General features: G+C 70.1%; 26 protein-coding genes. 8 read left to right on the top strand and 18 right to left on the bottom strand.

Annotated elements, in window-relative coordinates; genetic code table 11:
• Positions 1–14 precede the first annotated feature (14 nt).
• Positions 15–650, bottom strand: coding sequence for a DUF998 domain-containing protein (locus AC1DGW_RS01880; protein ID WP_478018984.1), 636 nt, complete (start codon positions 648–650; stop codon positions 15–17).
• Positions 651–805: 155 nt separating this feature from the next.
• Between AC1DGW_RS01880 and mprF the strand changes: the two genes are divergently transcribed.
• Positions 806–3,364: a bifunctional lysylphosphatidylglycerol flippase/synthetase MprF gene (gene mprF / locus AC1DGW_RS01875; protein WP_478018983.1), complete on the top strand. Its 2,559-nt coding sequence runs from the start codon at positions 806–808 to the stop codon at positions 3,362–3,364.
• Here mprF and AC1DGW_RS01870 read toward each other — a convergent pair.
• From AC1DGW_RS01870 to thpR, 4 genes are all read right to left on the bottom strand, one after another.
• Complete coding sequence (locus tag AC1DGW_RS01870; protein ID WP_478018982.1) at positions 3,330–4,700, bottom strand: virulence factor family protein; 1,371 nt, start codon at positions 4,698–4,700, stop codon at positions 3,330–3,332. The two genes, mprF and AC1DGW_RS01870, sit on opposite strands and share 35 nt — an antisense overlap.
• Before the next feature lie 71 nt (positions 4,701–4,771).
• Entirely contained in the window at positions 4,772–4,960 is a 189-nt protein-coding gene (locus tag AC1DGW_RS01865; RefSeq protein ID WP_478018981.1) for an oxidoreductase-like domain-containing protein, read from the bottom strand.
• Between the two features lie 785 nt (positions 4,961–5,745).
• The gene (locus AC1DGW_RS01860; protein ID WP_478018980.1) at positions 5,746–6,345 is read right to left on the bottom strand and encodes an HD domain-containing protein; all 600 of its coding nucleotides are present in this window, start codon (positions 6,343–6,345) and stop codon (positions 5,746–5,748) included.
• 161 nt (positions 6,346–6,506) lie between these two features.
• Positions 6,507–7,094: an RNA 2',3'-cyclic phosphodiesterase gene (gene thpR / locus AC1DGW_RS01855; protein ID WP_478018979.1), complete on the bottom strand. Its 588-nt coding sequence runs from the start codon at positions 7,092–7,094 to the stop codon at positions 6,507–6,509.
• 294 nt (positions 7,095–7,388) lie between these two features.
• On the opposite strand from thpR, the gene AC1DGW_RS01850 reads away from it, so the two are divergent.
• Positions 7,389–8,465 (top strand): tetratricopeptide repeat protein, encoded by a 1,077-nt coding sequence (locus tag AC1DGW_RS01850; protein WP_478018978.1) that lies wholly within the window; start codon positions 7,389–7,391, stop codon positions 8,463–8,465.
• Between the two features lie 181 nt (positions 8,466–8,646).
• On the opposite strand, the gene AC1DGW_RS01845 is transcribed toward AC1DGW_RS01850, so the two are convergent.
• The 4 genes from AC1DGW_RS01845 to AC1DGW_RS01830 form a co-directional block, all read right to left on the bottom strand.
• The gene (locus AC1DGW_RS01845; RefSeq protein ID WP_478018977.1) at positions 8,647–8,979 is read right to left on the bottom strand and encodes a zinc ribbon domain-containing protein YjdM; all 333 of its coding nucleotides are present in this window, start codon (positions 8,977–8,979) and stop codon (positions 8,647–8,649) included.
• Positions 8,980–9,060: 81 nt separating this feature from the next.
• Complete coding sequence (locus tag AC1DGW_RS01840) at positions 9,061–9,954, bottom strand: DUF4097 family beta strand repeat-containing protein (protein WP_478018976.1); 894 nt, start codon at positions 9,952–9,954, stop codon at positions 9,061–9,063.
• 12 nt (positions 9,955–9,966) lie between these two features.
• On the bottom strand, positions 9,967–10,509 hold the full coding sequence (locus AC1DGW_RS01835; RefSeq protein WP_478018975.1) for a hypothetical protein: 543 nt from the start codon (positions 10,507–10,509) through the stop codon (positions 9,967–9,969).
• Positions 10,506–11,084: an RNA polymerase sigma factor gene (locus AC1DGW_RS01830; RefSeq protein WP_478018974.1), complete on the bottom strand. Its 579-nt coding sequence runs from the start codon at positions 11,082–11,084 to the stop codon at positions 10,506–10,508. Before AC1DGW_RS01830 ends, AC1DGW_RS01835 begins: the two co-directional genes overlap by 4 nt.
• Before the next feature lie 123 nt (positions 11,085–11,207).
• Between AC1DGW_RS01830 and AC1DGW_RS01825 the strand changes: the two genes are divergently transcribed.
• From AC1DGW_RS01825 to AC1DGW_RS01815, 3 genes are all read left to right on the top strand, one after another.
• Entirely contained in the window at positions 11,208–12,476 is a 1,269-nt protein-coding gene (locus AC1DGW_RS01825; RefSeq protein ID WP_478018973.1) for an alkaline phosphatase family protein, read from the top strand.
• Positions 12,477–12,518: 42 nt separating this feature from the next.
• On the top strand, positions 12,519–13,100 hold the full coding sequence (locus AC1DGW_RS01820; RefSeq protein ID WP_478018972.1) for a mechanosensitive ion channel domain-containing protein: 582 nt from the start codon (positions 12,519–12,521) through the stop codon (positions 13,098–13,100).
• 178 nt (positions 13,101–13,278) lie between these two features.
• Positions 13,279–14,493: a sugar transporter gene (locus tag AC1DGW_RS01815; RefSeq protein WP_478018971.1), complete on the top strand. Its 1,215-nt coding sequence runs from the start codon at positions 13,279–13,281 to the stop codon at positions 14,491–14,493.
• Positions 14,494–14,496: 3 nt separating this feature from the next.
• Here the strand turns inward: AC1DGW_RS01815 and AC1DGW_RS01810 are convergent, their stop codons facing one another.
• Positions 14,497–14,763, bottom strand: coding sequence for a DksA/TraR family C4-type zinc finger protein (locus AC1DGW_RS01810; protein ID WP_055770167.1), 267 nt, complete (start codon positions 14,761–14,763; stop codon positions 14,497–14,499).
• A 76-nt stretch (positions 14,764–14,839) separates the two neighbouring features.
• Positions 14,840–15,397, bottom strand: coding sequence for a DUF2058 domain-containing protein (locus AC1DGW_RS01805; protein WP_478018970.1), 558 nt, complete (start codon positions 15,395–15,397; stop codon positions 14,840–14,842).
• Between the two features lie 64 nt (positions 15,398–15,461).
• Here AC1DGW_RS01805 and AC1DGW_RS01800 point away from each other — a divergent pair, with 64 nt between their 5' ends.
• Positions 15,462–15,959, top strand: coding sequence for a M48 metallopeptidase family protein (locus AC1DGW_RS01800; RefSeq protein WP_478018969.1), 498 nt, complete (start codon positions 15,462–15,464; stop codon positions 15,957–15,959).
• Between the two features lie 64 nt (positions 15,960–16,023).
• Positions 16,024–16,734 carry an RNA pseudouridine synthase gene (locus tag AC1DGW_RS01795; protein ID WP_478018968.1) on the top strand — a complete coding sequence of 237 codons (711 nt, stop codon included), beginning with the start codon at positions 16,024–16,026 and terminating at the stop codon, positions 16,732–16,734.
• A gap of 52 nt (positions 16,735–16,786) precedes the next feature.
• Here the strand turns inward: AC1DGW_RS01795 and AC1DGW_RS01790 are convergent, their stop codons facing one another.
• Genes AC1DGW_RS01790 through sstT form a run of 3 tightly spaced genes read right to left on the bottom strand, consistent with a single transcriptional unit; the run spans position 16,787 to position 19,025 of the window.
• Positions 16,787–17,092 carry an AzlD domain-containing protein gene (locus AC1DGW_RS01790; RefSeq protein ID WP_478018967.1) on the bottom strand — a complete coding sequence of 102 codons (306 nt, stop codon included), beginning with the start codon at positions 17,090–17,092 and terminating at the stop codon, positions 16,787–16,789.
• Positions 17,089–17,817: an AzlC family ABC transporter permease gene (locus AC1DGW_RS01785; protein ID WP_478018966.1), complete on the bottom strand. Its 729-nt coding sequence runs from the start codon at positions 17,815–17,817 to the stop codon at positions 17,089–17,091. The genes AC1DGW_RS01790 and AC1DGW_RS01785 overlap by 4 nt, the downstream gene beginning before the upstream one ends.
• Positions 17,817–19,025, bottom strand: coding sequence for a serine/threonine transporter SstT (gene sstT / locus AC1DGW_RS01780; RefSeq protein ID WP_478018965.1), 1,209 nt, complete (start codon positions 19,023–19,025; stop codon positions 17,817–17,819). The genes AC1DGW_RS01785 and sstT overlap by 1 nt, the downstream gene beginning before the upstream one ends.
• 114 nt (positions 19,026–19,139) lie before the next feature.
• Here sstT and AC1DGW_RS01775 point away from each other — a divergent pair, with 114 nt between their 5' ends.
• Positions 19,140–20,714 (top strand): phospholipase D family protein, encoded by a 1,575-nt coding sequence (locus AC1DGW_RS01775; protein WP_478018964.1) that lies wholly within the window; start codon positions 19,140–19,142, stop codon positions 20,712–20,714.
• 30 nt (positions 20,715–20,744) lie between these two features.
• On the opposite strand, the gene AC1DGW_RS01770 is transcribed toward AC1DGW_RS01775, so the two are convergent.
• The 4 genes from AC1DGW_RS01770 to AC1DGW_RS01755 form a co-directional block, all read right to left on the bottom strand.
• Positions 20,745–21,812: an HDOD domain-containing protein gene (locus AC1DGW_RS01770; RefSeq protein WP_478018963.1), complete on the bottom strand. Its 1,068-nt coding sequence runs from the start codon at positions 21,810–21,812 to the stop codon at positions 20,745–20,747.
• 49 nt (positions 21,813–21,861) lie between these two features.
• Positions 21,862–22,152 carry a hypothetical protein gene (locus AC1DGW_RS01765; RefSeq protein WP_478018962.1) on the bottom strand — a complete coding sequence of 97 codons (291 nt, stop codon included), beginning with the start codon at positions 22,150–22,152 and terminating at the stop codon, positions 21,862–21,864.
• 92 nt (positions 22,153–22,244) lie between these two features.
• Positions 22,245–23,462: an MFS transporter gene (locus tag AC1DGW_RS01760; RefSeq protein ID WP_478018961.1), complete on the bottom strand. Its 1,218-nt coding sequence runs from the start codon at positions 23,460–23,462 to the stop codon at positions 22,245–22,247.
• Between the two features lie 64 nt (positions 23,463–23,526).
• Entirely contained in the window at positions 23,527–24,162 is a 636-nt protein-coding gene (locus AC1DGW_RS01755) for a LysE/ArgO family amino acid transporter (protein ID WP_478018960.1), read from the bottom strand.
• Positions 24,163–24,166 lie beyond the last annotated feature (4 nt).

Here is a 24,166-nt window from a genome sequence, read left to right as displayed (position 1 = left end):
CGCAACCGATGGTTTCAGCCGTGACCTCGCGGCTGCCGCCACAGCCGCAGCGCCACCCGCGCCAACCATGCGACCACCAGCACGATCACCGCCTTCTGCCCCAGCCCGCGCGGCGTGTCGCGCCAGAGCACATGCAGCCACAGGCCGGCGAACGCCAGCCAGGCCCACCACCACGCAAACCGGTGGAAACCGCGCCACTGCGGGTCACGGCCGAAGCACCAGGCCTGCAGCAGCATCGCCGTGGTGACGCAGAGAAGGGCGGTCTGCGCGGCCAGCGCATGCACCAGCGGCGCGAGCAGGGGCGCACGGTCCGGCAGCCAGCTGTCGCCCACCGCCACGGTGGCCAGGCCGATGCCCGCGGCGCAGAACAGCGCCAGCGGCAGGCCGCGCCGCGCCCGTCCATGCAGACGCGCATGCAGTGCGATGGCAAGCATGGCGATGGCCGCCGCCAGCACACAGTAGGCGCTGCGCAGCCACAGCCCGTGCGCGCCATGCAGGTACAGGCTGAGCGTGGCGCGCACCCAGTCCAGGTCGGTGCGTGCGAACTGCAGCCAGATCGCCGTTGCCGCGAACAGCAGCAACGCGACCAGTGCCAGCAGGGCGGCCAGGCGCGAGGGATCCGGGAACGGCCGGTGGCGGGAAACACCCAAGGCGGGATTCTTCCAGAGAAGCAGGACGCCAGCTTATCCGCGCGCGCTGCCCGTCCGCCGGCTGAAGGCCACACGCATGCTTGCCAGCATCGTCACGCCATGCCGATAGTCTTTGCCATTCCCGCGCCTCCAGGGCGCCCTGCCGCCCACCCTGCATGACCGATCCCACCGCACCCACCGCTCCTGCAACGCCCGGCTGGCGCCGGTTCGCCGCTGTCGCCGTCACCCTGGCGATCATGGGCATGGCCCTGCATGCGCTGGCCGGCGAGTTCACCGAGCACGGCTATCGCCAGATCCGCGGCGCCATGCATGCACTGTCGTGGCCGCAGCTGGGGCTGGCGCTGCTGCTGGGCATGGCCAGCTACGGCTGCCTGATCGGCTTCGATGCGATCGGATTGCGCCGCGCCAACCGGCGCCTGCCGGCCAGCCGCGTGGCCATCACCGCCTTCCTCGCCCACGCCGCCGGGCAGACGCTGGGCTTCGCCGCGCTCACCGGCGGTGCGATCCGCGTGCGCAGCTACGGCAACGCCGGGCTCGGGCTGGCCGAGATCGGCCAGGTCGTACTGATGAGCACGCTGGGCTTCGTGTTTGGCGCCTGGGTGCTGCTGGGACTGGCGCTGTGGCTGGAGCCGGGCGCGGCGGCGCTGGCCCTGCCGCTGACCGCGCCGCTGGTGCGCCTGCTCGGCATCGCCCTGCTGCTGGGCTTCGGCGCGATGTGGCTGGCGGTGGGCCGCGGCGGCCGCAGCATCGGCTGGGGCGAACACCGCGTATGGATACCGGACCGGCGCACGGTACTGGAAGTCACCGCGCTGAGCGTGGTGGAACTGGGGCTGGCGTCGGCCGCGTTCTACGTGCTGCTGCCGGCGCAGGATGGCGTCGGCTACATCGGCTTCGTCGGGCTGTACCTGGTGGCGGTGGTGGCCGGGCTGGTCTCCACCGTGCCGGCCGGGCTGGGCGTGTTCGAGTGGAGCCTGCTCAAGCTGCTGCCGCAGCTCGCGCCGGCCGCCATCCTTGCGGCGGCGGTGGCCTACCGCGTCACCTATTACCTGGTGCCGCTGTTCCTCTCCGCCCTGCTGGCCGGGCTGGCCAGCGTCCGCCGGCCGCTGCGCAGCGGCGCCAGCACCGCCTGGAACGTGCTGCGCCCGTGGCTGCCGCAGGTCATCGCACTGGCCGTGTTCGCGGTCGGTGCGCTGCTGGTGATCGACGGCACCCTGCCGGTGCCGCGGCATCGCCCGCTGCACGCGCCGCTGCCGATCGTGGAGACCTCGCACCTGCTGGGCAGCCTGGGCGGTGTGCTGCTGTTGCTGATCGGCCAGGGCCTGCAGCGGCGCAGCCATGCGGCGTGGCTGATCGCACTGGCGCTGAGCGTGCTGCTGCCCATCCCGGCCTGGCTGCGCGGCGGCCATGCCCTGGTGGCGCTGACCCTGCCGCTGGTGGCGGTGGCGCTGTGGGCGGCGCGGCGCGAGTTCTACCGGCAGGGCGCGCTGCTCGACGAGGCCTGGTCCTGGCCCTGGCTGCGCAACGTGGCGCTGGTGCTGGTGGCCACGGTGTGGCTGCTGTTCTTCGTCTACAGCCATGTCGAGTACCAGAACGAACTGTGGTGGCAGTTCGCTACCTCCGGCAACGCGCCGCGTGCGCTGCGCGCACTGCTGCTGGTCAGCATGGTGGTGATCGTGTTCGGGCTGGCGCGGCTGCTGCACAGCACGCGCACGCCGTTGCCGGTTCCCGATGACGCACTGCTCGAACAGTTGCGGCCGCTGCTGGCGCGCGCGCACGACACCCAGGCCTGCCTGGCGATGACCGGCGACAAGGCGATCCTGCGCAGCGAGGACGGCAACGGCTTCGTGATGATGCAGCGCTATGGCGGCTCGCTGGTGTCGATGGGCGACCCGGTCGGCCCGCCGGATACGGTACGGGCGCTGATCTGGCGGTTCCGCGAGGAAGCCGACCGGCTCGGTCTGCGCCCGGTGTTCTACCAGACCGGCGACCAGCACTGGCAGACCTACCTCGACCTGGGCCTGACCCTGGTCAAGCTCGGCGAGGAAGCGATGGTGTCGCTGGCTGGCTTCAGCCTGGAAGGCAGCGCCCGCGCGGACCTGCGCCAGGCCTGGAACAAGGGCCGGCGCGTCGGCCTGGGCTTCCGCGTGGTGCCGGCCGAAGGCGTGGCCCCGCTGCTGCCGGAACTGGCCGCGATCTCCGATGCCTGGCTGGAGGAGAAGGCCGGCGACGAGAAGGGTTTCTCGCTCGGCAGCTTCGACGCCGACTACCTGTGCCGCTTCCCGGTGGCGCTGGTCGAGGCCGAAGGCCGGATCGTGGCCTTCGCCAACCTGTGGCAGGCGCCGGTCGCGCAGGAGTTGTCGGTGGACCTGATGCGGCATCGTCCCGATGCGCCCAAGGGCACGATGGATTTCCTGTTCATCGAGCTGTTCCTGTGGGGCGCGGCCAACGGCTACACGCGCTTCTCGCTGGGCATGGCGCCGCTGACCGGCCTGGCCGAACACCGCCTGGCCGGGCGCTGGAACCGCTTCGCCAACCTCGTCGCGCGCCATGGCGAGCGCTTCTACGGCTTCGGCGGCCTGCGCCGCTTCAAGTCCAAGTTCGCCCCGGAATGGCGCCCGCGCTACCTCGCTGCGCCGGGCGGCGTGCACCTGCCCGCCGCGCTGCTGGACGTGACCCGGCTCATTTCGCTGGACCCGCGCCGGCAGTCGAACTGAGCCCGCGCAGCCGCTGCAGGATCACCTGCGCCAGCCCGGCGTAGTCGCCTTCGAAGTGATGGTCGCCGGGCATGCGCACCACCTGCGCCGAACCGGCCGGCAGGTGCGGGCACAGCGCATCGTCGTCGTCCTGGCCGTAGACGCAGACAGTGCGCGCCGCTGGCAGCCGGCGCATCTCCGGCGCGATCGGCAGCCCGCGGTCGCTGCTGCCGCCCAGCCAGTTGCTGACGTGGAATTCGTAGTCGGCCTGCGTGCCCACCGACAACAGGGCGGTCATCGCCAGCATCGACGTGGTCTCGGCGGACAGCCGGTTGATCGCCGCCGGCAACACATCGGCGCCCTGGGAGAAGCCGACCAGCATCAGCTTCGGGCGCTGCCACTGCCGCGCATAGTGGCGGGCGATGCGGTCCAGGTCGGCGGCGAAACCGGCCGGCGTGCGCTCGCTCCAGAAGTAGCGCAGCGAATCCACGCCCACCACCGGAACGCCGGCCTGCGCCAGCGCGCCGGCGACGTCCTTGTCCAGCCCCGCCCAGCCGCCATCGCCGGAAACGAACACGGCGAAGGTGTCGCCGTTGCCGGCGGCAGGCACTTCCACCAGCGGCAGGCCATCGAGTTCGTGCGGCACCGGCGGCAGGCTTACCCCACGCTGCGCGCCGAGTACGCGCGCCGCCGCGACTTCGCCCGGCAGCGCGCTGCCGGAAGCGCTGCGCTGGAAGCGCCGCGCCAGCGGCACCGCCTGCAGGAAGGCATCGACCTCATGGGCCGGACAGGCTTCGCCCCTGCCTGATGCAGCCTGCAGCCATGGGAAGCCCAATGCCACCGGCACCAGCTTGCCGTCATGGGTGCCGTCGCCGCAGATCATGCGGGGATCGTGCAGGCGCGGACAGAAATCCTCGGTAAGGAGGCCGGCGAACACATCGGCATCGGCTTGCGCCGACACCGCATAGGCCAGCGCCGCCCCCGCGCCATCCCCGCCCAGGATCGGCAGGCGGTAGGTCGGCACATGCAGCCAGGCCTGCACGTAGCGCGAGAAATTTTCCACGTCGCCAGCGGAGAAACCGCAGCTGCCGCCCTCCTTCGCCAGCACCCCCGCCAGGTGGCGGGTATCGATGTCCACCACCATCGCGCCATCGCCGCGCAGCGCCTGCAGGCGCGCCTGCCGCCGCGCCGCGTCGCCCTCGCCGGCGAACCACAACACCACCCGCTGCACCGGCCCGTCGGGCAACAGCAGCGGCACCTGCTCGAAACGGCCGTGACTGACCGGTTCCAGCGCCAGCGCCGGCGCGGCCAGCAGACTCGACGCCATCACCACCAGAGCGAGCGACGCATGTGCCATGAAAGCTTCCTTGACCGGGGAGACGGCAAGCCTACGCCTGCCGAGGCGGGAATGGCGTCGAAGCCGCGGCGTCAGTCCTGCACCTCCGGATGGCGCAGCTTCCACGCCGCCAACGCCTGCCGGTAGCGCGCCAGCTCGTCGGCATACAGGTCCAGCACGCACAGCGGACAACCGCTGCCGCAGCATTCGTTGGGCCCCGGCTCTTCCGGCGGCGTGGGCCGCGGGTCCGGGTCGGGCGCGGGGATGGGGATCGGATTCATCGCTTCGGCCTGCGTGGCCGTCGTCAAAAACGGGATCGGGCAATTCTAGGCCATGGGGTCCTGCGAGGCCGCGGAGCAGTGGCGGTGGTTGCTGTTGTTGTGGCTGTTGTTGTGGTTGTGGCTGTTGTTGTGGCTGTTGCCGTTGCCGTTGCCGTGATTTTGCTTTTGCTTTTGCTTCCATGCTTTTGACTCACCCCGGCCGTAGAGCGAGCCGAGCACCGCAGCGGACCGAGGGGCGAAGAGGCGCACGTGTCTGAGCGAAGCGAGTTGTGCGCCGTCCCCTCGGTACGCGAGGAGCGCAGGGAACCGGCGGGCGCAGCCCGACGGATCGCGTCCCGGCCCGTGTTTCTTTGGGCCACGTTTCTTTGCACGAGCAAAGAAAGGTGGCTCGCTCCTGCAAAGCAGGAGTGAAAGCTTTGCTCTCAAGCTTCTGCGTTGGTCGTTGCTTCCTTCCAGAGCCAAGGCCCAAGCAACGGCAGCGTCAGAATCAAAGGCTTTCGCTCCCCTTCGGGGTGCGAGCCACCTTTCTTTGCTCGTGCAAAGAAACGTGGCCCAAAGAAAGCACGCCCTGCCTCCGCGCCCGACGCGCTACGCGCGCCGGGTCCACTCCGCCGCCGGGATTTTTCGACGAGACATCCCTGTCTCGTCGAAAAACGACGTGCATCCATGCACGTCGCCCCTGCGGGGTCTTGTCCGCCGGCTCCGTCGCTACGGAAGGGATCCCTGAAAGTCAAAAACCAAAAGCTGAATCACGGCAACAGCCAAAGCCAAAGCCAAAGCAGACCTCAAGCCGTCACCCGCCGCAGATTCTCCCGCGCCTGCGCGTCGTACCGCTCATGGAAGAACCCGCTGAAGAAAATGCGCGGCTGCGCAAGCACTCCCTTCAGGAAACGCCGGCGATTGAGCCGGAACAGGAAGCCCGGCACCTTGCCCCGGTATTCCTCGGCAATACCCCGGTCGTAGGCATCGAACACCGCCGGCGGCGCCCCAAGAATCGCCATGTCACTGTCCAGGAACAGCGCCGCATCCGCGTCCAGTTCCTCACCGCGCAGGCTGCCATGGCGCGCTGTCAATTCGATCAGCCCCGCCACCCGCTCCACGTCCACGCCGGCATCAGGCAGCCAGCGCGCGATCGCCTCGCGCGCCATCGTCGCCGAGCGCGTTTCGTTGTCGCCACGCCCGGCCTCATAGACGGCGTCGTGGTACAGCATCGCCAGCGCCACCTCGCGCGGCTGCCGCCAGCCGGGGCCGGCGGCGACATCGCGATGGTGGCGCAGCAGCGCCTGCACATGGCCGAAGTTGTGGTACGCCCGCGGCGGCTGCGCATGCGCGGCTTCGATTTCGGCCAGTTGGCCCGGCGGCAGGGGCATCGGGATCAGGTCCATGCGGCCATTCTAGGCAGGCAGGACCACAGGAGCGCACTTCAGTGCGCGATGAGGCTTTCCCGTTGAATCTCCGCACATGGATGTGCTGGCTGTTGCAGAAGGATCTGCATGCAGGCCCCGTTCGCGCACTGAAGTGCGCTCCTACAGAGGGAGAACAGGTTTCAGCCCAGCGGCCAGCGCCCTTCCAGCTGGTAGCGGGTCTGTCCGAGGTAACTGCGGATCAGCACGAACTCACGCACAAGCCAGCGCATCGGCTGCACCGGCTGCAGCGGCATGCGGCGCTTGTCGTAGAGCAGGGTCAGGTGCGGCGTGAACGCCGGATCCGGGCGACTGCCGACGGTCTGCAGGCAGCGCGCCAGTTCCTGGTGCAGGCCGTGCAGCAGGTCGGCGCCATGTTCGCTGCGCAGCACGAACGGATGCTGGCGGCCGCCGGCGAAGCTGCCGACTTCGTCGAAGCACACCTCGAACTCCGGCATCCGCACCCGCGCCGCAGCCTGCTGCACCTTCGCCAGCAGGCTCGGAGGCAGGCCTGCGTAATCGCCCAGGTGATGCAGGGTGACGTGCAGGCGTTCGCGCGCCAGCGGCCGGCCGTCCAGGTCATGCTCGCCGCGCAGCCCCTCGGCCAGCTCGGCGATGCGCCAGGCCGTGGCCGGATCGGGCATCACCGCGAAGAACAGGCGCTCGGTAGGGATGTCGCTGCCGAGACCCAGCGACAGTTGCGCCTCGGCGGAGGGAATGAACTTCGTCATGGTCGAATGGAAACGCCGGCCGGCGGGAGGACGCCGGCATGCGGCGGCCGGCCTCGTCTGGGGCGCGGATACTAGCAGACCCGGCCAAGTACCGGGCCGCCCGTTCCTGGCCGCGGCAGGACGCGTGGCGATGACGGCCAGCCTTCCGCGACGCCCACGGCACAGGGGCCGCCGGGGTCATCTACATCTTTGCAACGGCCGGTCCACACCGCCCGGGGATTCCGTGGATGGATGCGCCGCCGCGCCGGGACAGGCATACACTGGCACCGCCGCAGCAACCCCCGGGTGGTCGCCATGATCGGTTGGAATGCTTTTCTCCTGCTCGCCGCAGTCAACCTCACGCCGCCTGCCGCACCGCCGGCACCGGAACAGGTGATGGCGATCCCTCCCGAGCTGAAGCAGCAGCTGTACGAACGCGTGATCAACCCATCCAACGCCCCCGAACAGCGCCTGCAGCGGCTGGTGGACCTGGTGTTCAAACCCGATGGCCTTGGCCTGCAGTACGACACCACCGCCACGCTGACCGTGGCCGAGACATGGGAACAACACCGCGCCAATTGCCTGTCCTTCACCCTGTTGTTCGTCGCGCTGGCGCGCGAGGCCGGCCTGGAAGCGCACATCCAGGAGGTCGGCCAGGTCGTGACCTGGTACCAGGAGCAGGGCGTGATCTACAACGCCGGGCACGTCAACGTCGGCCTGCGCGTGGATGGCCGGCGCGGCACGCTGGACCTGGACCAGAACGTGCTCTACGACCGGCGCGGCCCGCAGGTGATTTCCGACCAGCGCGCCCTGGCTCATTACTACAACAATCGCGGCGCCGAGCTGATGGCCACGCATGACGAACAGGCAACAGATTACCTGCACACCGCGGTACGGATGGATGCCACGTTCGCGCCGGCCTGGAACAATCTGGGTGTCCTGGAAACCCGCCACGGCGACATCGCCAAAGCGACTGCGGCGTTCGACAACGCACTGCGGGCCGATCCGGTATTGCCGTCGGCACTGTCCAATGCCACGGCCCTGTACCGGCGGCTGGGCGATACCAAGCGGGCGGCGCAGCTCGGGGATCGCCTGCAACGCGTGCACGGTCACGACCCGTTCTACCAGTTCATGCAGGGCGTGGAGGCCGAACGTCATGGTGACTATGCACTGGCCGCACTGGACTACCGTCATGCGATACGTCTGTACGGAAACGCCCACCAGTTCCATTTCGGCCTGGCGCGGGCTTATTTCCTGATGGGCGAGAACCGCCGCGCGATGCGCGAGATGGAGCGCGCGCGCGAACTGAGCGGTTCAGACCAGGTGCGCACGGTATACCAGGCCAAGCTCGACAGCCTGTACCGGCTCAATGCGCGGCATATCCCGCATTGAAAAGCGTACGCCCCGGCCCTTCGCTCGAGGCGCGTCCTCGATGCCGGGGCCTTTCACTGTAAAGCCCCCGGCAGGTTCGCTGGACGCGGTCGGATTTTCATCGACCGAAGCCAGTCCATGAGGCTGTCAAGCATGGATCCTTCCGCCCATACAGGGGCACTGCCACGTGGGCCGCGTGCAATCAGGCCTTGCGCAGGAAACAGGTCTTCAGCACCAGGCCCTTGATCTTGTCCGAGTTGCCCTCGATGTGCTCGGCATCGTCCTCGACCAGGCGGATGTTGCGGATCACCGTGCCCTGCTTGAGCGGGATCGACGAGCCCTTGACCTTCAGGTCCTTGATGACGGTGACAGTGTCGCCGGCGGCCAGCACGTTGCCGTTGCTGTCGCGCACCACCACGGCCGATCCGGCGGCCTCACCCGGGGTCCACTCGTGGCCGCAGTCGGCGCAGATCCACAGCGCGCCGTCGGGATAGACGTTCTCGGACGAACATTGCGGGCAGGAAGAAACGGGCATGACGGCTCCATACGATGACGTGGCAAGCCGCCCATTGTAGCCGCCCGCCCCGGTTCACCGGGCACGGGCAGCCCTGCGTGCTCAGCGCGCGCCGAGGTTCACCCGCACGCTGCCCGAATGCGAGTTGATGGAGATGTCGCCATCGCCGCCGCCGATGCGCGCGTCGAGGTGGCTGCCGGGGCCGTAGCGCGGGCGTTCGACTTCGCCCACGTCCGAACGGATGCTGCCGCTGAAGCTGCTGGCTTTCAGCTGCGCGGAGGTACGCGCCGGCAGGGTCAGCGCAATCGACCCGCTCACGGTCTGCAGGCTGATGCGCCCCCCCGGCTGCAGGCCGGCACTGCGCACGCCCAGGCTGCCGGACACGGTTTCGGCGTTGAGCCGCTGCACGGCGGACAGATCCAGATCGACGCCACCGGACACCGAGTTGGCGCTCACCTCACCGCCGCTGGTGCCCGCCGCATGGATACCGCCGCTGACCGAGCGCAGCTCCAGGCGCGAGGTCCGCAGCTGCGAACGGATCGCGCCACTGACGGTATTGAGGTTGCTCTCGCCGGCCTGGCCATTGGCGGTGATGCTGCCGCTGACGGTGCTGGCCTGCAGCCGGCGCAGGTCGACGTCGGCCACGTCCAGCGAAGCGCTGACCGTGCCGGCCTGCAGCTCGCTGCCGCGCGGCACGCGCAGTTCCAGCACCGCGCCGCGGCTGTTGCGGCTGTTCTGCGGGTACACCACCTTCAGCTGCACGCGGTTGGCGCTGTTCTGCACGTCCAGGCGCTGGCCCTCGCCGAGCGTGCCGGTGAGCTGCACCTCGTTGCGGTCCCAGCCGCGCACGGTCACCGAGCCGGCGACGTTGCTGATCTCGACCCGTCCGCCGCTGGACAGCGCGTGGTGTTCGTTGACCGTGGTCTGCGCCAGGGCCGGCGCCATCGGGGCCAGCAGCGCGATGGCGGCCAGCAGGTGTCGCAAGGAAACATTCATGGGGATTCTCCTTCAGGTGGGAAGACCGGCGGTGGCAAGGCCGCGCCGGGTGAGTTCAAGGCGCAGCGCATAGGTGCGCCGCAGTTGGCCGAGCAGGAAGCCGGCATCGGGGCTCTGTGCGATCGCCGTGCGGATGCTGCCCGCGCTGGCGTCGAGTTCGTGCAGCGCGGGCGCGAGTTCGGCCGGCACGGTGTCCTGCGGAATCGCCGCGATCGCCTGCCGGTACGTATCGGCCAGCGCGTCGGCCTGCGCTTCCAGCGGCGACTCCTGCGCCACCGCTGGCCGTACCGGCCGCTCGTGCAGTCCCCACCAGCGGCCAGCCCCGAACAACGCCAACGCGGCGACGGCCGCCGCGGCCGCGATGGACAACCAGCGGCGACGGCGCGGAAGCGGCGCGGCGACGGCAACCGGCAGGCGTGGCTCTTCCTGCAGCCGCGCGGCGATGCGCTGCCAGGCCGCGGCAGGCGGCAGGCGTTCGGCCGGGAGCTGGCGCAGGCGCGCAGCCAGGTCGTCGTGATCGTGATCGTGATCGTGATCGTGAATATGTTCGTTCATGGTGTTTCTCCCAGACGCGCACGCAGCAGGCCGCGCGCGCGATGCAGCTGAGCCTTGGAACTGCCGACGGCCATCTGCAGTTCCTCGGCGATTTCCTGGTGTTTCCAGCCTTCGATGTCGTGCAGCACCAGCACCGCGCGGGCGCGCGGCGGCAGGGTTTCCAGCGCGCGCTCCAGGTCCAGCCCGGTGGCCTGGCAGCGCGTGGCCGCCGGCATCTGCGCCAGCATGTCCATGCCGCCCTCGCCGATGTCCAGCGCCTCGAACGCGGCACTGGCGCGCAGCTCCATCAGCGCCGTGTTAACCGCCATCCGGTGCAGCCAGGTGCCCAGCGCGCTCTCGAAACGGAACTGCGGCAACTTGCGCCAGGCCTGGATGAAGGTTTCCTGCAGCGCGTCCTCGGCGCGCGCCGCGCTGCCACCGCACAGCCGCCACAGCAGCGCATACAGGCGTGGCGCGTGGCGGCGGTAGATGCGCTCGTAGGCATGGCTGTCGCCGCCGGCGGCGGCACGCACCAGCGCGGCATCGTCGGCGGCCTGCGGGAAAGGAGCGGTGGCGGTCACGGTGGCGTCGAGCATATCCGTTGGATGCGGCGGCCATCGAAAAGGTTTAAAGCCGGTCGCAGGAAATTTCCGGAGGCGGCGGCTGACAGGGCCGGCCGGGTGGCCGACAATCCGCCTTCGCCCTGTTCAAGCAATCCCATGCTCCGACTCCCTGCCGCCCTGCTCGGCGCAGCCCTCGCACTGACCGGCTGCGCCAGCGCTCCCGCGACAGCGCCCACCACCGCATCGGCTCCCGCCGGACTCCCGCGCCAAGCCGCCGCGCCGCTGATCCTGGTGTCGATCGACGGCTTCCGCAACGACTACCTGGAACGTGGCCTCACCCCCACGCTGACGGCGCTGGCCCATGACGGCGTACGCGCCGAATACATGCGTCCCTCCTACCCGTCGATCACCTTCCCCAACCACTACACGCTGGTGACGGGGCTGCGCCCGGACCATCACGGCGTCATCGCCAACTTCATGACCGATCCGACGATCCCCGGTGTGCGCTTCAGCATGTTCGACCCGGCCACCGTCGGCGACGAGCGCTGGTGGGACGACGGCACACCGCTGTGGACCGCCGTGCGCGAACAGGGCGGCCGCGCCGCGGCGATGTTCTGGGTCGGCTCGGAAGCGCCGATCCACGGCGCACGCCCGGAATACTGGCGCCCGTTCGACATCAAGCTCAACTCCGAAGACCGCGTCCGCCAGGTGCTGGAGTGGCTGGTGCTTCCGGCCGCCGAGCGTCCGCATTTCATCACCCTGTATTTCGACCGGGTCGACACCATGGGCCACGACTTCGGCCCCGACTCCCCCGAACTGGATCAGGCGCTGGGTGAAGTGGACACGGCCATCGGCCACCTGCTGCAGGGCATCCAGGCGCAGGGCCTGGGGCAGCAGGTGAATCTGGTGGTGGTCTCCGACCACGGCATGACCGCCACCGGCCCGGACAGGGAATTCTTCCTCGACGATCTGGTCGACGTGAGCCGGCTGGACTTCGGCTGGACCGGCGCCTACGCCTCCTTCGACGCCCTGCCCGGTGGCGAGGCTGCCGCCCGGCAACTGCTGGGCCGGCACGAACACATGGACTGCATGACCCGCGAGCAGATCCCGGCCCGTTTCGAGTACGGCAGGCACCGTCGCGTACCGGCCTATATCTGCATCGGCGACCCCGGCTGGCAGATCACCACCCGCGCGGAACTGGAGCGCAAGCACCACCGCCTGCGTGGTGAACACGGCTATGACAACCAGCTGCCCGACATGCGCTCGCCGTTCATCGCCCATGGCCCGGCATTCCGCCAGGGTGTGGTGATTGCGCCGATCGACAACGTCGACGTCTACCCGCTGCTCGCACACGTGCTCGGCATCACGCCGGGGGTCAACGATGGCGACGCCACCCATACCGCCGCCGCGCTGCGCCCCCGATGATCGCGTGCCGCATCGCATGCGGCCCTGCAAGGAGATACCTCGATGAAGAAATACCTGCCCGAATGGATGCACGAATGGATCAGCCTGCTGGACACGGCGCTGGCCGTGGTCGTGATCCTGCTGATCGCCTGGCTGCTGCGCCTGCTCACCCGGCGCCTGCTGGCGCGGCTGGGCATGCATTACACGCTGCCGCCACAAGTGGAAACGGCCGCGCGGCGCCTGTCCAACTTCGTGATCGGCAGCGCCGCGCTGGTGGCGATCCTGGACCAGCTCGGCGTATCGCCGACCATCCTGTGGACCGCGTTCACCGGCTTCGCCGCGGTCGGCGCGGTGGCGTTCTTCGCCGCCTGGAGCGTGCTGTCCAACATCTTCTGCACCCTGCTGATCTTCACCACCCGGCCGTTCCGCCTCGGCGACCGCGTCGAACTGCTGGAGAACGGCGAGAAGCCCGGACTGAAGGGCCAGGTGATCGACATCAACCTGATCTACACCACGCTGCAGGAGATCGGCGGCCCGGCCGAGGGCACGCTGATGCAGATACCCAACAGCCTGTTCTTCCAGCGTGGCCTGCGCCGCTGGCCGGCCGGCCCAGCGCAGGCGCACGTGATCCAGGGCGACGGCTGAGCCTCCGCCGCGGGCGGCGGGATACCCCGCTGCCTGCATCCGCCGCGTACCACAGCGTTCCGCCCGCGTACGGCCGGTGCGTGCGAAAATCCCGCCCGCAGCACCGCAATGAAGCCGCCCCCCACCGGCTTTGCCTTCCGCAATGTCCCGCTCTCCCACCTCATCGTGTTCTGCCCCCGTGGCGGACGCCGCTTCGTCCGTTCCCGTCGTCCGCAGCGACCGCCAGCGCTGGCTGGGCGTGGTCGCGCTGGCGATGGCCGCCTTCGTGTTCAACACCAGCGAATTCGTGCCGGTCGGGCTGCTGAGTGACATCGGCGGCAGCTTCGGCATGCCCATCGAGCACGTCGGGCTGATGCTCACCGCCTATGCCTGGGTGGTCGCGCTGGCGTCGCTGCCCTGCATGCTGCTCACCCGCGACTTCGACCGCCGCCGCCTGCTGCTGGGCGTGTTCGCCCTGTTCGTCGCCAGCCACCTGCTGTCCACCGTCGCCTGGAACTTCGGCGTGCTGATGCTCAGCCGCATCGGCATCGCGCTGGCGCATGCGGTGTTCTGGGCGATCACCGCCTCGCTGGCGGTGCGCATCGCGCCGGCAGACAAGCGTCCGCAGGCGCTGGGCCTGCTGGCCACCGGTACCTCGGTGGCGATGGTGCTGGGCATCCCGCTGGGCCGCGTCGTCGGCGAACTGCTGGGCTGGCGCATCACCTTCCTGGCCATCGGCGGCGTCGCCCTGCTCGCCATGCTCGTGCTGGCGCGGCTGCTGCCGGCACTGCCCAGCCAGAACAGCGGTTCGGCCAGCAGCCTCCCGCTGCTGCTGCGCCGCCCGGCGCTGCTGGCGCTGTACCTGCTGGTGATGGTGGTGGTGGCGGCGCAGTTCACCGGCTACAGCTATATCGAGCCGTTCGTGCAGCAGGTCGGCGGCTTCGATGCGCATGTGACCACCTGGGTGCTGCTGCTGTTCGGCGGCATGGGCTTCTTCGGCAGCCTGTTGTTCTCGCGCTTCGGCACGCGCTGGCCGCGCGGCTTCCTGCTTGCCGCCATCGGCACTCTGGCGCTGTGCCTGCTGGGCCTGCGCCTGGCCACCGGCAGCGCATGGATGCTCTACGGACTGGCCTCGGTGTGGGGCGTGGCGATGATCTGCTTCGCGCTGTCGATGCAGTCCAAGGTGCTGCGGCTGGCGGCCGATGCCACCGACGTGGCGATGGCGCTGTTCTCGGGCATCTTCAACATCGGCATCGGTGCCGGCGCGCTGATCGGCAGCCAGGTCAGCCTGCGCCTGGGCATGGGCCATATCGGCCTGGTCGGCGGACTGGTCGCCGCCGCCGGCTGGCTGTGGTGGCTGTTCGCGATGCGGCGCTGGGCCGGCAGTTTCACGGCCGCTGGCGACAGCCGCTGAGCCTCAACGCAGCTGGCTGTCCTTGCTGCCGCGGCGGTTGTAGCCGCTGTGGGCCGATTCCTCGGCATCGAGTGCCTGCTGGCAGGCCACGCACAGGCGCACGCCGGGAATGGCCTTGCGCCGCGCCTCGGGAATCGGCGCGTCGCATTCCTCGCAGCGCTCCAGCCCCGGCCCGCTGGGCAGGCGGCTGCGGGCGCGTTTGATCGCGTCCTCGACGGTGGCGTCGATCTGATCCTGAACGGCGGTGTCGCCCGCCCAACCGGTGGCCATGGCTGGCTGCTCCGAAGTGACCGGGGTCCAGCCTAGCGCAATCGCCTGACCGCCGGGCCAATGCGCCGGCGCCCAGTCACCACACCAGGTCGTCGGGGACCACGAACTGCGCGTAGTAGGCATCGTCCTCGGCGTTGCCGGTCGAAGCCGGTGCATCGCCACTCTGTCCATGGTCGAGCACGATCAGCGTGGCATCGCGCTCGCGTACCTTCTCGGCGGCCAACCGCGGCAGCAGCTCGAAACCCTCGCCGTGGCGAGCGATCACCAGCGTGCCGGCGGCCAGCTGCCTGCGCAGCATCTCGTCCACCAGCAGGGTGCGGATCGCCTCGCCATCGCTGAAGCGGTATTCCAGCTCGCCACGGCGCGGCACTTTGCGGTCAGTGATTATCTGCCGCGCCTGCGCGCGCAGTTCCTCGGCGCGGCGCTGGGCGTTTCGTTCGGCGGCCAGCACGCGGTCGCGCTCGGCCTTCTCCACGCGCGCGCGTTCGGCGTCCAGCTGGCTTTCGCTGGGGCCGGCGGGGGCGCCCTTGGCGTGCCGCGCCTTGTTCTGCTCGCGCGCGACCTGCGCGACCTGCGATTTCTTGACCAGGCCGGCCTTGAGCAACTGCTCCTGCAGGGGGTTCGCCTTTGCCATTTCTGCACTACGTGATCGGATCGATGCTGCCATGATACCGGCCCCTCCCTGCCCGCGTCCGCCGATGCAGCCCCTGAAATACCTCGCCGGCTACCCCGGACACCTGCAGCAGCGCGCCCGCGAGCTGCTGGCGCAGGGCGCGCTGGGCGAGGCCGTGCGCCGCCGCTACCCGCAGGCGCATGCGGTGCGCAGCGACCGCCAGCTCTACGACTACGTGCAGGCGCTGAAGGAGCGCCACCTGCGCCAGTCGGTGCCACTGGGCAAGGTGCTGTACGACGGCAAGCTGCAGGTGCTCAAGCATGCGCTCGGCCTGCACACGGCCGTTTCCCGCAACCACGGCGGCAAGCTCAAGGCCAGTCGCGAGATCCGCATCGCCAGCGTGTTCCGCGATACCCCGGCAGAGTTCCTGCGGATGATCGTGGTGCACGAACTGGCGCACCTGAAAGAGGCCGAGCACAACAAGGCCTTTTACCAGCTGTGCCTGCACATGGAGCCGGACTACCACCAGCTGGAATTCGACCTGCGCCTGTACCTGACCGCGCTGGAGCACGAAGCCGGCTGACGCGGGCGTCGCTCCCCCGGCCGCGCGGCGCTACACTCGCCGCCCGCCGCACCTGTCCGCTCCCATGACCACGCCCATCCGCCTCGACAAGCGCCTCGCCGCGCAGTTGCACTGTTCCCGCGCGCAGGCCCGGCACTACATCGAGGGCGGCTGGGTCAGCGTGGACGGCGTGGTGGTGGAGGCGCCACAGACCATGGTGGCCGCTGAAACCGTCACCCTCGCCACCGGTGCCGCCAGCGAGCCGGCCGAACCGGCGACGCTGCTGCTGAACAAGCCCGTCGGCTGCGCTGCCGGGGAACTGTCCACGCTGCTGCGCGAGGACGGCCGCTTCGCCGAGGACGCTTCCGGCATCCGCCTGCTGCACCGCCACTTCCTGCGCCTGGAAGCGCCGATGCCGCTGGACGACGACGCCTGCGGCCTGGTCGTGCTTACCCAGGACTGGCGCGTGCGCCGGCACCTGCTGGAGGCCGGGTCGGCGCTGGAACAGGAATTCATGGTCGACGTGGAAGGCGAAGGCAGCCCCTGGGCGCTGCCGAAGCTGACGCACGGGCTGAGCTACCAGGGACGCGCCCTGCCCGCCTGCAAGGTCAGCTGGCAGAGCGAACAGCGCCTGCGCTTCGCGATCAAGGACGTGCGGCTGGGCCAACTGCAGCACATGTGCGCCGAGGTCGGCCTGCGCGCCACGCAGGTGCGCCGGTTGCGCATCGGCCGCATCGGCCTGAGCCGGATGCCTGACGGCCAGTGGCGTTATCTCGCCTCCGGCCAGCGTTTCTGACACGGGCAACACCCCACCGGGACATCCCGCCCGTGCCGGAACGAGCCGGCGCCTACGACAGCAGACGCAGCAGGGCGGCCGCCGCCGCGCCGGCCAGCACCACCACCAGGAACGGCAGGCGCAGCAGCAACGCCAGCGCCGCCACCGCCAGCGCGCCGATGCGCGCGTCCAGCACCACGCCCTGCCCGGCGGACACCGCGTTCATCGTGGCCAGCGACGCCAGCAGGCCGATGGTCAGGGTGCCGGCCACGCGCGTCATGCGTGGCGATTCCATCCAGTGCATCGGCACCAGGTAGCCGCAGAACTTGATCGCCCAGGCCACGACGCTGGCCAGCAGCACCCAGCTCCACTGCGTCATCGCGCGTCTCCCGTATCGTGGCCGGGCGCCACGTCCGGCTCCAGCCCTTCATCGGCCGGGCCGCGTCCGAACCAGCCCCACACCGCCGCGACCGCGGCCGCCAGCAGGATCGGCACGCCCGGCGGCGCCCAAGGCAGCGCCAGCATCGTCACCAGCGCGCACGCCACGGCGATGGCCACCGGCTCGCGCGAGCGCAGGCGCGGCCACAGCAGGCCGAGGAAGGCTGCCACCGCGGCGCCGTCCAGCCCCCAGCGGCGCGGATCGCCCAGTGCGTCGCCGAGCAGCGCGCCCAGCAGGGTGAACAGGTTCCACAGCAGGTACACACCGATGCCGGCCACCCAGAAACCGCGACGCTGTTCGACAGGTTCGTTCTGGCCGGCGGCTGTCGCCACCGATTCATCGATGGTGACCTGCGCCGACAGCAGGCGCAGCCAGCCGCGCGGCCGCAGCATCCGGTTGATCTGCGCGCCATATACCGCGTTGCGGATGCCCAGCAGCGTGGCCGCGCCGAACGCCGCCGCGCCGGTGCCGCCAGCGCCGACCACGCCGATGAAGGCGAACTGCGAGCCGCCGGTGAACATCAGCAGGCTCAGCGCCACGGTCTGGCCGACGCTGAACCCGGAGGCCACCGCCAGCGCGCCGAAGGAAACGCCGTACAGGCCGGTGGCCAGCGCGATGGACAGGCCGATGCGGACCGCCGGGGTGAAGCGCGCGGCCATCGCCATCAGCCGCGCCCGCGCGCCTGTTCGGCGGCGGCGACGAACACCACGTCGGTGGAGGAGTTGAGCGCGGTCTCGGCCGAGTCCTGCACCACGCCGACGATGAAGCCCACCGCCACCACCTGCATCGCCACGTCGTTGGAAATGCCGAACAGGCCACAGGCCAGCGGGATCAGCAGCAGCGAGCCCCCCGGAACGCCGGAGGCGCCGCAGGCGCCGATCGCCGCCAGCACGCTCAGCAGCAGCGCGGTGGGCAGGTCCACCGCGATGCCCAGTGTGTTGACCGCGGCCAGGGTCAGCACCGAGATGGTGATCGCCGCGCCAGCCATATTGATGGTCGCGCCCAGCGGAATCGCCACCGAATAGGTTTCCTCATGCAGGCCCAGCTTGCGGCACAGCTCCATGTTGACCGGGATGTTGGCCGCCGAGGAACGGGTGAAGAACGCGGTGATGCCGCTCTCGCGCAGGCAGCGCAGCACCAGCGGATACGGGTTGCGGCGGGTCACCACCGCCACGATCAGCGGGTTGCCGACGAAGGCCATGAACAGCATCGCCCCGACCAGCACGCACAGCACGTGCAGGTAGTTCTTCAGCGCGCCCAGCCCGGATTCGGCCAGCAGCGAGGCGACGATGCCGAACACGCCCAGCGGCGCCAGCCGGATCACCATGCGCACGATCCAGGTGATGGCAGCGGACAGGTCGCCGACCAGCGCGCGCGTACCGTCGCCGGCCTGGCGCAGCGCCAGGCCCAGGCCGACGGCCCAGGCCAGCAGGCCGATATAGTTGGCGTGGGTCAACGCGTTCACCGGGTTGTCGACGACCTGCATCAGCAGCGTCCGCAGCACTTCGCCGATGCCTCCCGGCGCGCTCAGGCCGGCCTCGGTCGGCGCCTTGAGGATCAGGGTGCTGGGAAACAGGTAACTGGCCAGCACGCCGACCAGCGCGGCGGCGAGCGTGCCGATCACGTACAGCAGCAGGATCGCGCGGATGTGCGTCTTCTGCCCCTGCCGGTGGTTGGCGATGGAGGCCGTCACCAGGACCAGCACCAGCACCGGGGCCACCGCCTTCAGCGCCGACACGAAGACAGTGCCGAGCAGGCCGACCGCGCGCGCCCCCGGCGGCCACGCCAGCGCCAGCACGATGCCGGCGAGCAGGCCGATGATGATCTGGACCACCAGACTGGGGGCACGGAAGGAGGTGGAACCGTTGGTCATCTGCGGACTCGGGCAGGGCAAAGCGCGATTTTCGCCCAGACGGCACCGCGTCCACATCCCCGGAACGTCATGCCGACGCCGCCGGCATCACCGGATCGCCGCTAGGATGCGCGCATGGAACCGCCCCGCTCCCGCGCCAGGCGCCTGCTGCGCCTGTGCGGCCGCCTCCTCGCCGTGCTCCTGCTGCTGGTCGCCAGCGGCCTGCTGCTGGGCGACCGGCTCACGCCGCGCGCCGTCGGCACGCCCTCCACCGCGCTGCCGCCGCGTGCCGGGCAGACCCCGCTGGACCGCGCGCTCGAACCCCAGCTCGCCGCGCATCCGGGCATGAGCGGCGCGGCCTACCTGGTCGACGGCCTGGAGGCTTTCGCCGCGCGCTCGGTCGTCACCCGCCAGGCCGGCCGCAGCCTCGACCTGCAGTACTACATGTGGCACGACGACATGGTCGGCCACCTGCTGGTGCGCGACGTGTACGCGGCGGCCGAGCGCGGCGTGCGCGTGCGCCTGCTGCTGGACGACATGAACGCCTCCGGGCAGGACGCGCAGCTGCTGGCGCTGGACGCGCATCGCAACATCGAAGTGCGCCTGTACAACCCGTTCCGCAACCGCCAGGGTCCGTGGCGGCTGGTGGAGATGGTGCAACGGGTCTTCAGCATCAACCACCGCATGCACAACAAGGCCTGGATCGCCGACGGCCGCGTGGCCATCGTCGGCGGCCGCAACATCGGCGCCGAGTATTTCGATGCGCGCCCGGACGTCAATTTCCGCGACCTGGACCTGCTGCTGGCCGGCCCGGCCGCCGGCCAGGCCAGCGCCATCTTCGACGCGTTCTGGAACAGCACCGCCGCCGTGCCCATCGCCGCCCTGGCACCGGCATCGCCGCGCCAGCTCGACCAGTTGATCTCCCGCGCCGGTCTCGACGCGCGCCAGGCCCAGGCGCGCCCCTACCTGCAACGGCTGCGCGAACGGCTTGGCGGCGGCTATGTCGGCAGTCGCCTGCCACTGCACTGGAGCGAACGCATCCAGGTGTATTCCGACCCGCCGCTCAAGCACCGCGACAACGACCGGACCGACTGGCTGGTCACGCGGCTGGCGGACGAACTGGGCCAGGCGCGGCACAAAACCCTGCTGATCTCGCCGTATTTCGTCCCCGGCCGCGCCGGCACCGAGCAACTGCTGCGGCAGGTGGCCGACGGCGTGCAGGTCGGCATCGTCACCAACTCGCTGGCGGCCAACGACGTGGCCGCGGTGCACAGCGGCTACATGCACTACCGGCTGCCGCTGCTGCGCGGCGGCGCCCGGCTGTACGAACTCAAGTCGCGCGGCAGCGGCGGCAGGAGCTCGGCCTTCGGCAGCAGCGGCGCCAGCCTGCATACCAAGGCCATCGTGGTGGACGACCGGCGCGGCTTCGTCGGCTCGTTCAACATCGACCCACGCTCGGCCTACCTCAACACCGAGATGGGCGTGCTGTTCGACGATCCCTTACTGGCCGCGCAGCTGCGCGCGGAATACCTGCGCCTGTCCGGCCCCGAGCTGAGCTATTACCTCTACCTGGACCGCGACGGCGGGCTGCGCTGGCTGGACCGCGCGCGGACGCCGCCAACCAGCCATGTGGCCGAACCGGACACCACCTGGCTGCAGCGCGCCACCGCGCGCGCCATCAGCTGGCTGCCGCTCGAATCGCAACTGTAGGCGGTTGCCCGGCGCCGGAAGGCTGCCGACTCAAGGGTCGCGCGGATCGTCCGGGCTGACCCGCTTCCACAGCCAGCCGCCGACATGGCCGGGAACGCAGGCGGACAACTGCTCCAGCGCCTGCGCTTCCTCCAGCAATCCTTCCCGGCACAGCATCGACAGCGCCGCGGCCAGTTCGCCGATCTCCAGCGAGCGCGCCAGCGAGGACGGCGGTGCGCCCTGCCCACCCGCTTCCAGTGCCGCGGCGACATCCCCCGCCAGTTGCCATTCGCGGGCGATCCGCGCCGCCAGCGGCGGCGTGCAGCGCTCCAGCAGCGACAGCAGCAGCTCCGGCGACGGCGCCAGCGTCTGCCGGCGCGAATACGCGTCGGCGGTGGCGCGCACCACCATGACCATGGCCAGCCCGCGCAGCAGGCCGGCCAACTGCGCGGAGAAGCCGTCCTCGCGCTCCACGCCGCGCGCGTGATCGGCCGCGGCCAGCGACATGCGCAGGGTGTAGTCCCAGATCCGCTGCGAGAACCGACCACCGTCGCCATCGGGCGGATTCATCACCGGCTGCACCAGCGCGGCGGAGATGATCTGGCGGATGCCTTCGTTGCCGACCAGGGTCACCGCGCGCTCGATGCTGCGCACCTGCTGTTGCTGGAAGCGGTACAGCGCGCTGTTGGCGATGCGCAGCAGGTTCACCGTCAGCAGCGGGTCGCTGCCGATGATGCGGCCGATGGAACGCGCCGACGCGGTGCTGTCGTTGACGCTCTGGATCAGTTGCGGCAGCAGGTGCGGGCGCCGCGGAATATAGCGCTGCGACAGGTCGGTGCGCTCCAGCGCCGCCATCACGGCGTCGGCGACCTGGCGATGTTCGGGCGCGTCGGGCACACCCGCCCCGGTGTCTTCAACGCCCAGCGCTGCGCGCAGGAAGCGCTGGCGCATCTCCGGCAGCAGCGCCGCGTCCAGCGCCGGCGCGGCGGCCGGATCGGTATCGGGAGCTTCGGGAATGAAAGCCCAGCCCTCGGCCGGGCGCCGCCGCCCGAACCACCAGGCCGCGCCCGCGCCGGCCAGCAGCGCTGCCGCGACCGCGGAGAGGATCACCGGTTCCACCGCAAGCGCCTCCCGTACGCAGGATGTGCCGGCCGCATGCCGCGCCCCGTCACCTGTCGGCTTTTTCCAGACGGATGCCGAGCGGACCGCCCAGCGAACCGTCCTGGTTGATGGTGAAATTCAGCGACGCGCCCTTCTGCGGCAGCGCCACCTTCAAGGTATCGCCCTCGCGTACATAGGTGGTTTCCTGCGAGATGCCCATCGCCTCGATGGTGACCTTGCCGCCGGAGGTGAAGCTGTACCGGGTGACCCCCATCGCATCGGCATAGACGCCCTTGATGCCCTGGCTGCAGGCCGACAGCAGGCACAGCGCGGCGATGACGGACAGGTACTTCTTCATTGTTCCCCCGGAGGTGATGGATCGGCGCCCCATGGCCGCCGCAAGCGGATTGATTCTGCCACAGGCCGGCGGCGACCAAGCGCCGCCGGTCTTCAGCCGTTTTTCCCCACGTGCGCGATGCCGGTGGCGTCGGCCAGCGGCAGGGGCGCACGCACGAAGCGCGGCGACAACAGCAGCGCATAGACCAGCCCGGCGCCCAGCGCCAGCCCGGCACCGCTGGCGAACGCCGTCGCCAGGCCGAAGCGGGCGGCGACCAGGCCGGCCAGCACCATGCCGGCGCCGATGCCCACGTCCAGCGCGCAGAAATAGGTAGCCACCGCGGTGCCGCGCTGCGCGTGGCTGCCGAGGTTGACCATCATCGTCTGGTAGGCCGGGTACACCACGCCGAAACCGAAGCCGGCCAGCAGGCCGGACAGGTAGTACGTCGCCGGTGCGTCCGCCCATGCCATCAGGCCCAGCCCGGCGACGATCGCCAGGCTGCCGCCGTTGGTCGCCAGCACCACCCGGCCACCATCGACCAGGCGCCCGGAGAACGCGCGCGAGACCATCATGCCCACCGCCATCAGGGTGAAGAAGATGCCGGTATTGCCCGCGCCCAGCTGCTTGCCGTGGATCGCGGCGAAGGCCAGCAGCATGCCGTAGCCCAGGCCGATCACCGCCAGGTTCAGCGCCAGCGGAATGCCGCGCACCAGCAGGAAGCGGTCCAGCGACAGCACCGTGGCCGCGCCGTCGCGCCGCTTGCGCGGCGCGCGTACCAGCGACGCCACCAGCAGGCCGGCCACGCCGGCGACTATTGCCGCCTCGAAGATCGCCTGGAACGGGTAACGGTCCATCAGCCACAGGCCCGCCATCGGCCCCAGCGCCATGGCCAGGCTGCTCATCAGCCCGAAGAAACCGATGCCCTCGCCGCGGCGCACCGAAGGGATGATGTCGATGGCCTGGGTATTGGCCGCGGTGCTCATCACCGCGAAGGTCACACCGATGCCCAGCCGCACCAGCACGAAGACCAGCACGGTGTGCGCCAGCAGGTAGCCGGAGGTGAACAGCACGTAGGCCGCCAGCGCCACCAGGTAGGCATGCTTGGCGTTGAAGCGATCGACGATGAAACCCGAGAACGGCCGCACCAGCAGCGCCGCGATCACGTAGCTGGACAGGACCAGCCCCACCGTGGCCTCGCCGATCCGCAGTTGCTCCACCAGGTGGAACGGCAGGGTCGGCATCAGCACATAGAACGACATGCCCATCAGGAAGTTGGCGATGCAGGCCAACAGGAACCCCGATGTCCACAGCGTGGGCCGGGACTGGCTCATGCGCGGGCCGCCCGTGCCGGTGCCGGCACGCCGGTGTGCATGCCGATGGCCCGCGCCGGCGCCATCAGCCGACGCCGCGCAGCGCCAGGGTCAGCGCCAGTACGCTCAGGATCACCGCGATGGTGCCGTCGAGCACGCGCCAGGTGCCCGGCTTGTTGAACAGCGGCGCCAGCAGGCGCGCACCCAGGCCCTGCGCGGTCAGCCACATCGCGCTGGCGGTGACCACGCCGGCGGCGAAGGCCATGCGCGCATCGCCGAAGTTGTCGGCGATCGAGCCGATCACCACCATGTCCAGCCAGAAATGCGGGTTGATCACCGAGAAGCCGGCCGCGGCCAGCATCGCTGCGCGGCGCGAGGATCCGGCGCTGTCATCCATCTGCATGCCGCCACCGCCGGCCACGGCCCGACGCGCCGACTGCAGCGCGTACCAGACCAGGAAGGCGACGCCGCCCCACAGCAGCACGGTGGTCAGCCACGGCAGCTGGTTGGTGAGGGTGCGCAGGCCGGCGACGCTGGCGAAGATGAACGCCGCGTCGATGGCGAAGCAGGTGGCGATCACTGGGATCACGTGCTGACGCAGGATGCCCTGGCGCAGGATGAAGGCGCTCTGCGCGCCGACCACGGCGAAAAGACCGATGCCGGTACCGGCACCGCTGAGCCAGGCGCTGCTGGTGGCCTGGGCGGTTACGACGGAAAACATGGGG

It is taken from the genome of Stenotrophomonas sp. 05N423 (assembly GCF_056397145.1).
Note: the sequence above shows the minus strand (reverse complement) of the source record. Positions and strands in the feature narration are given on the sequence as shown.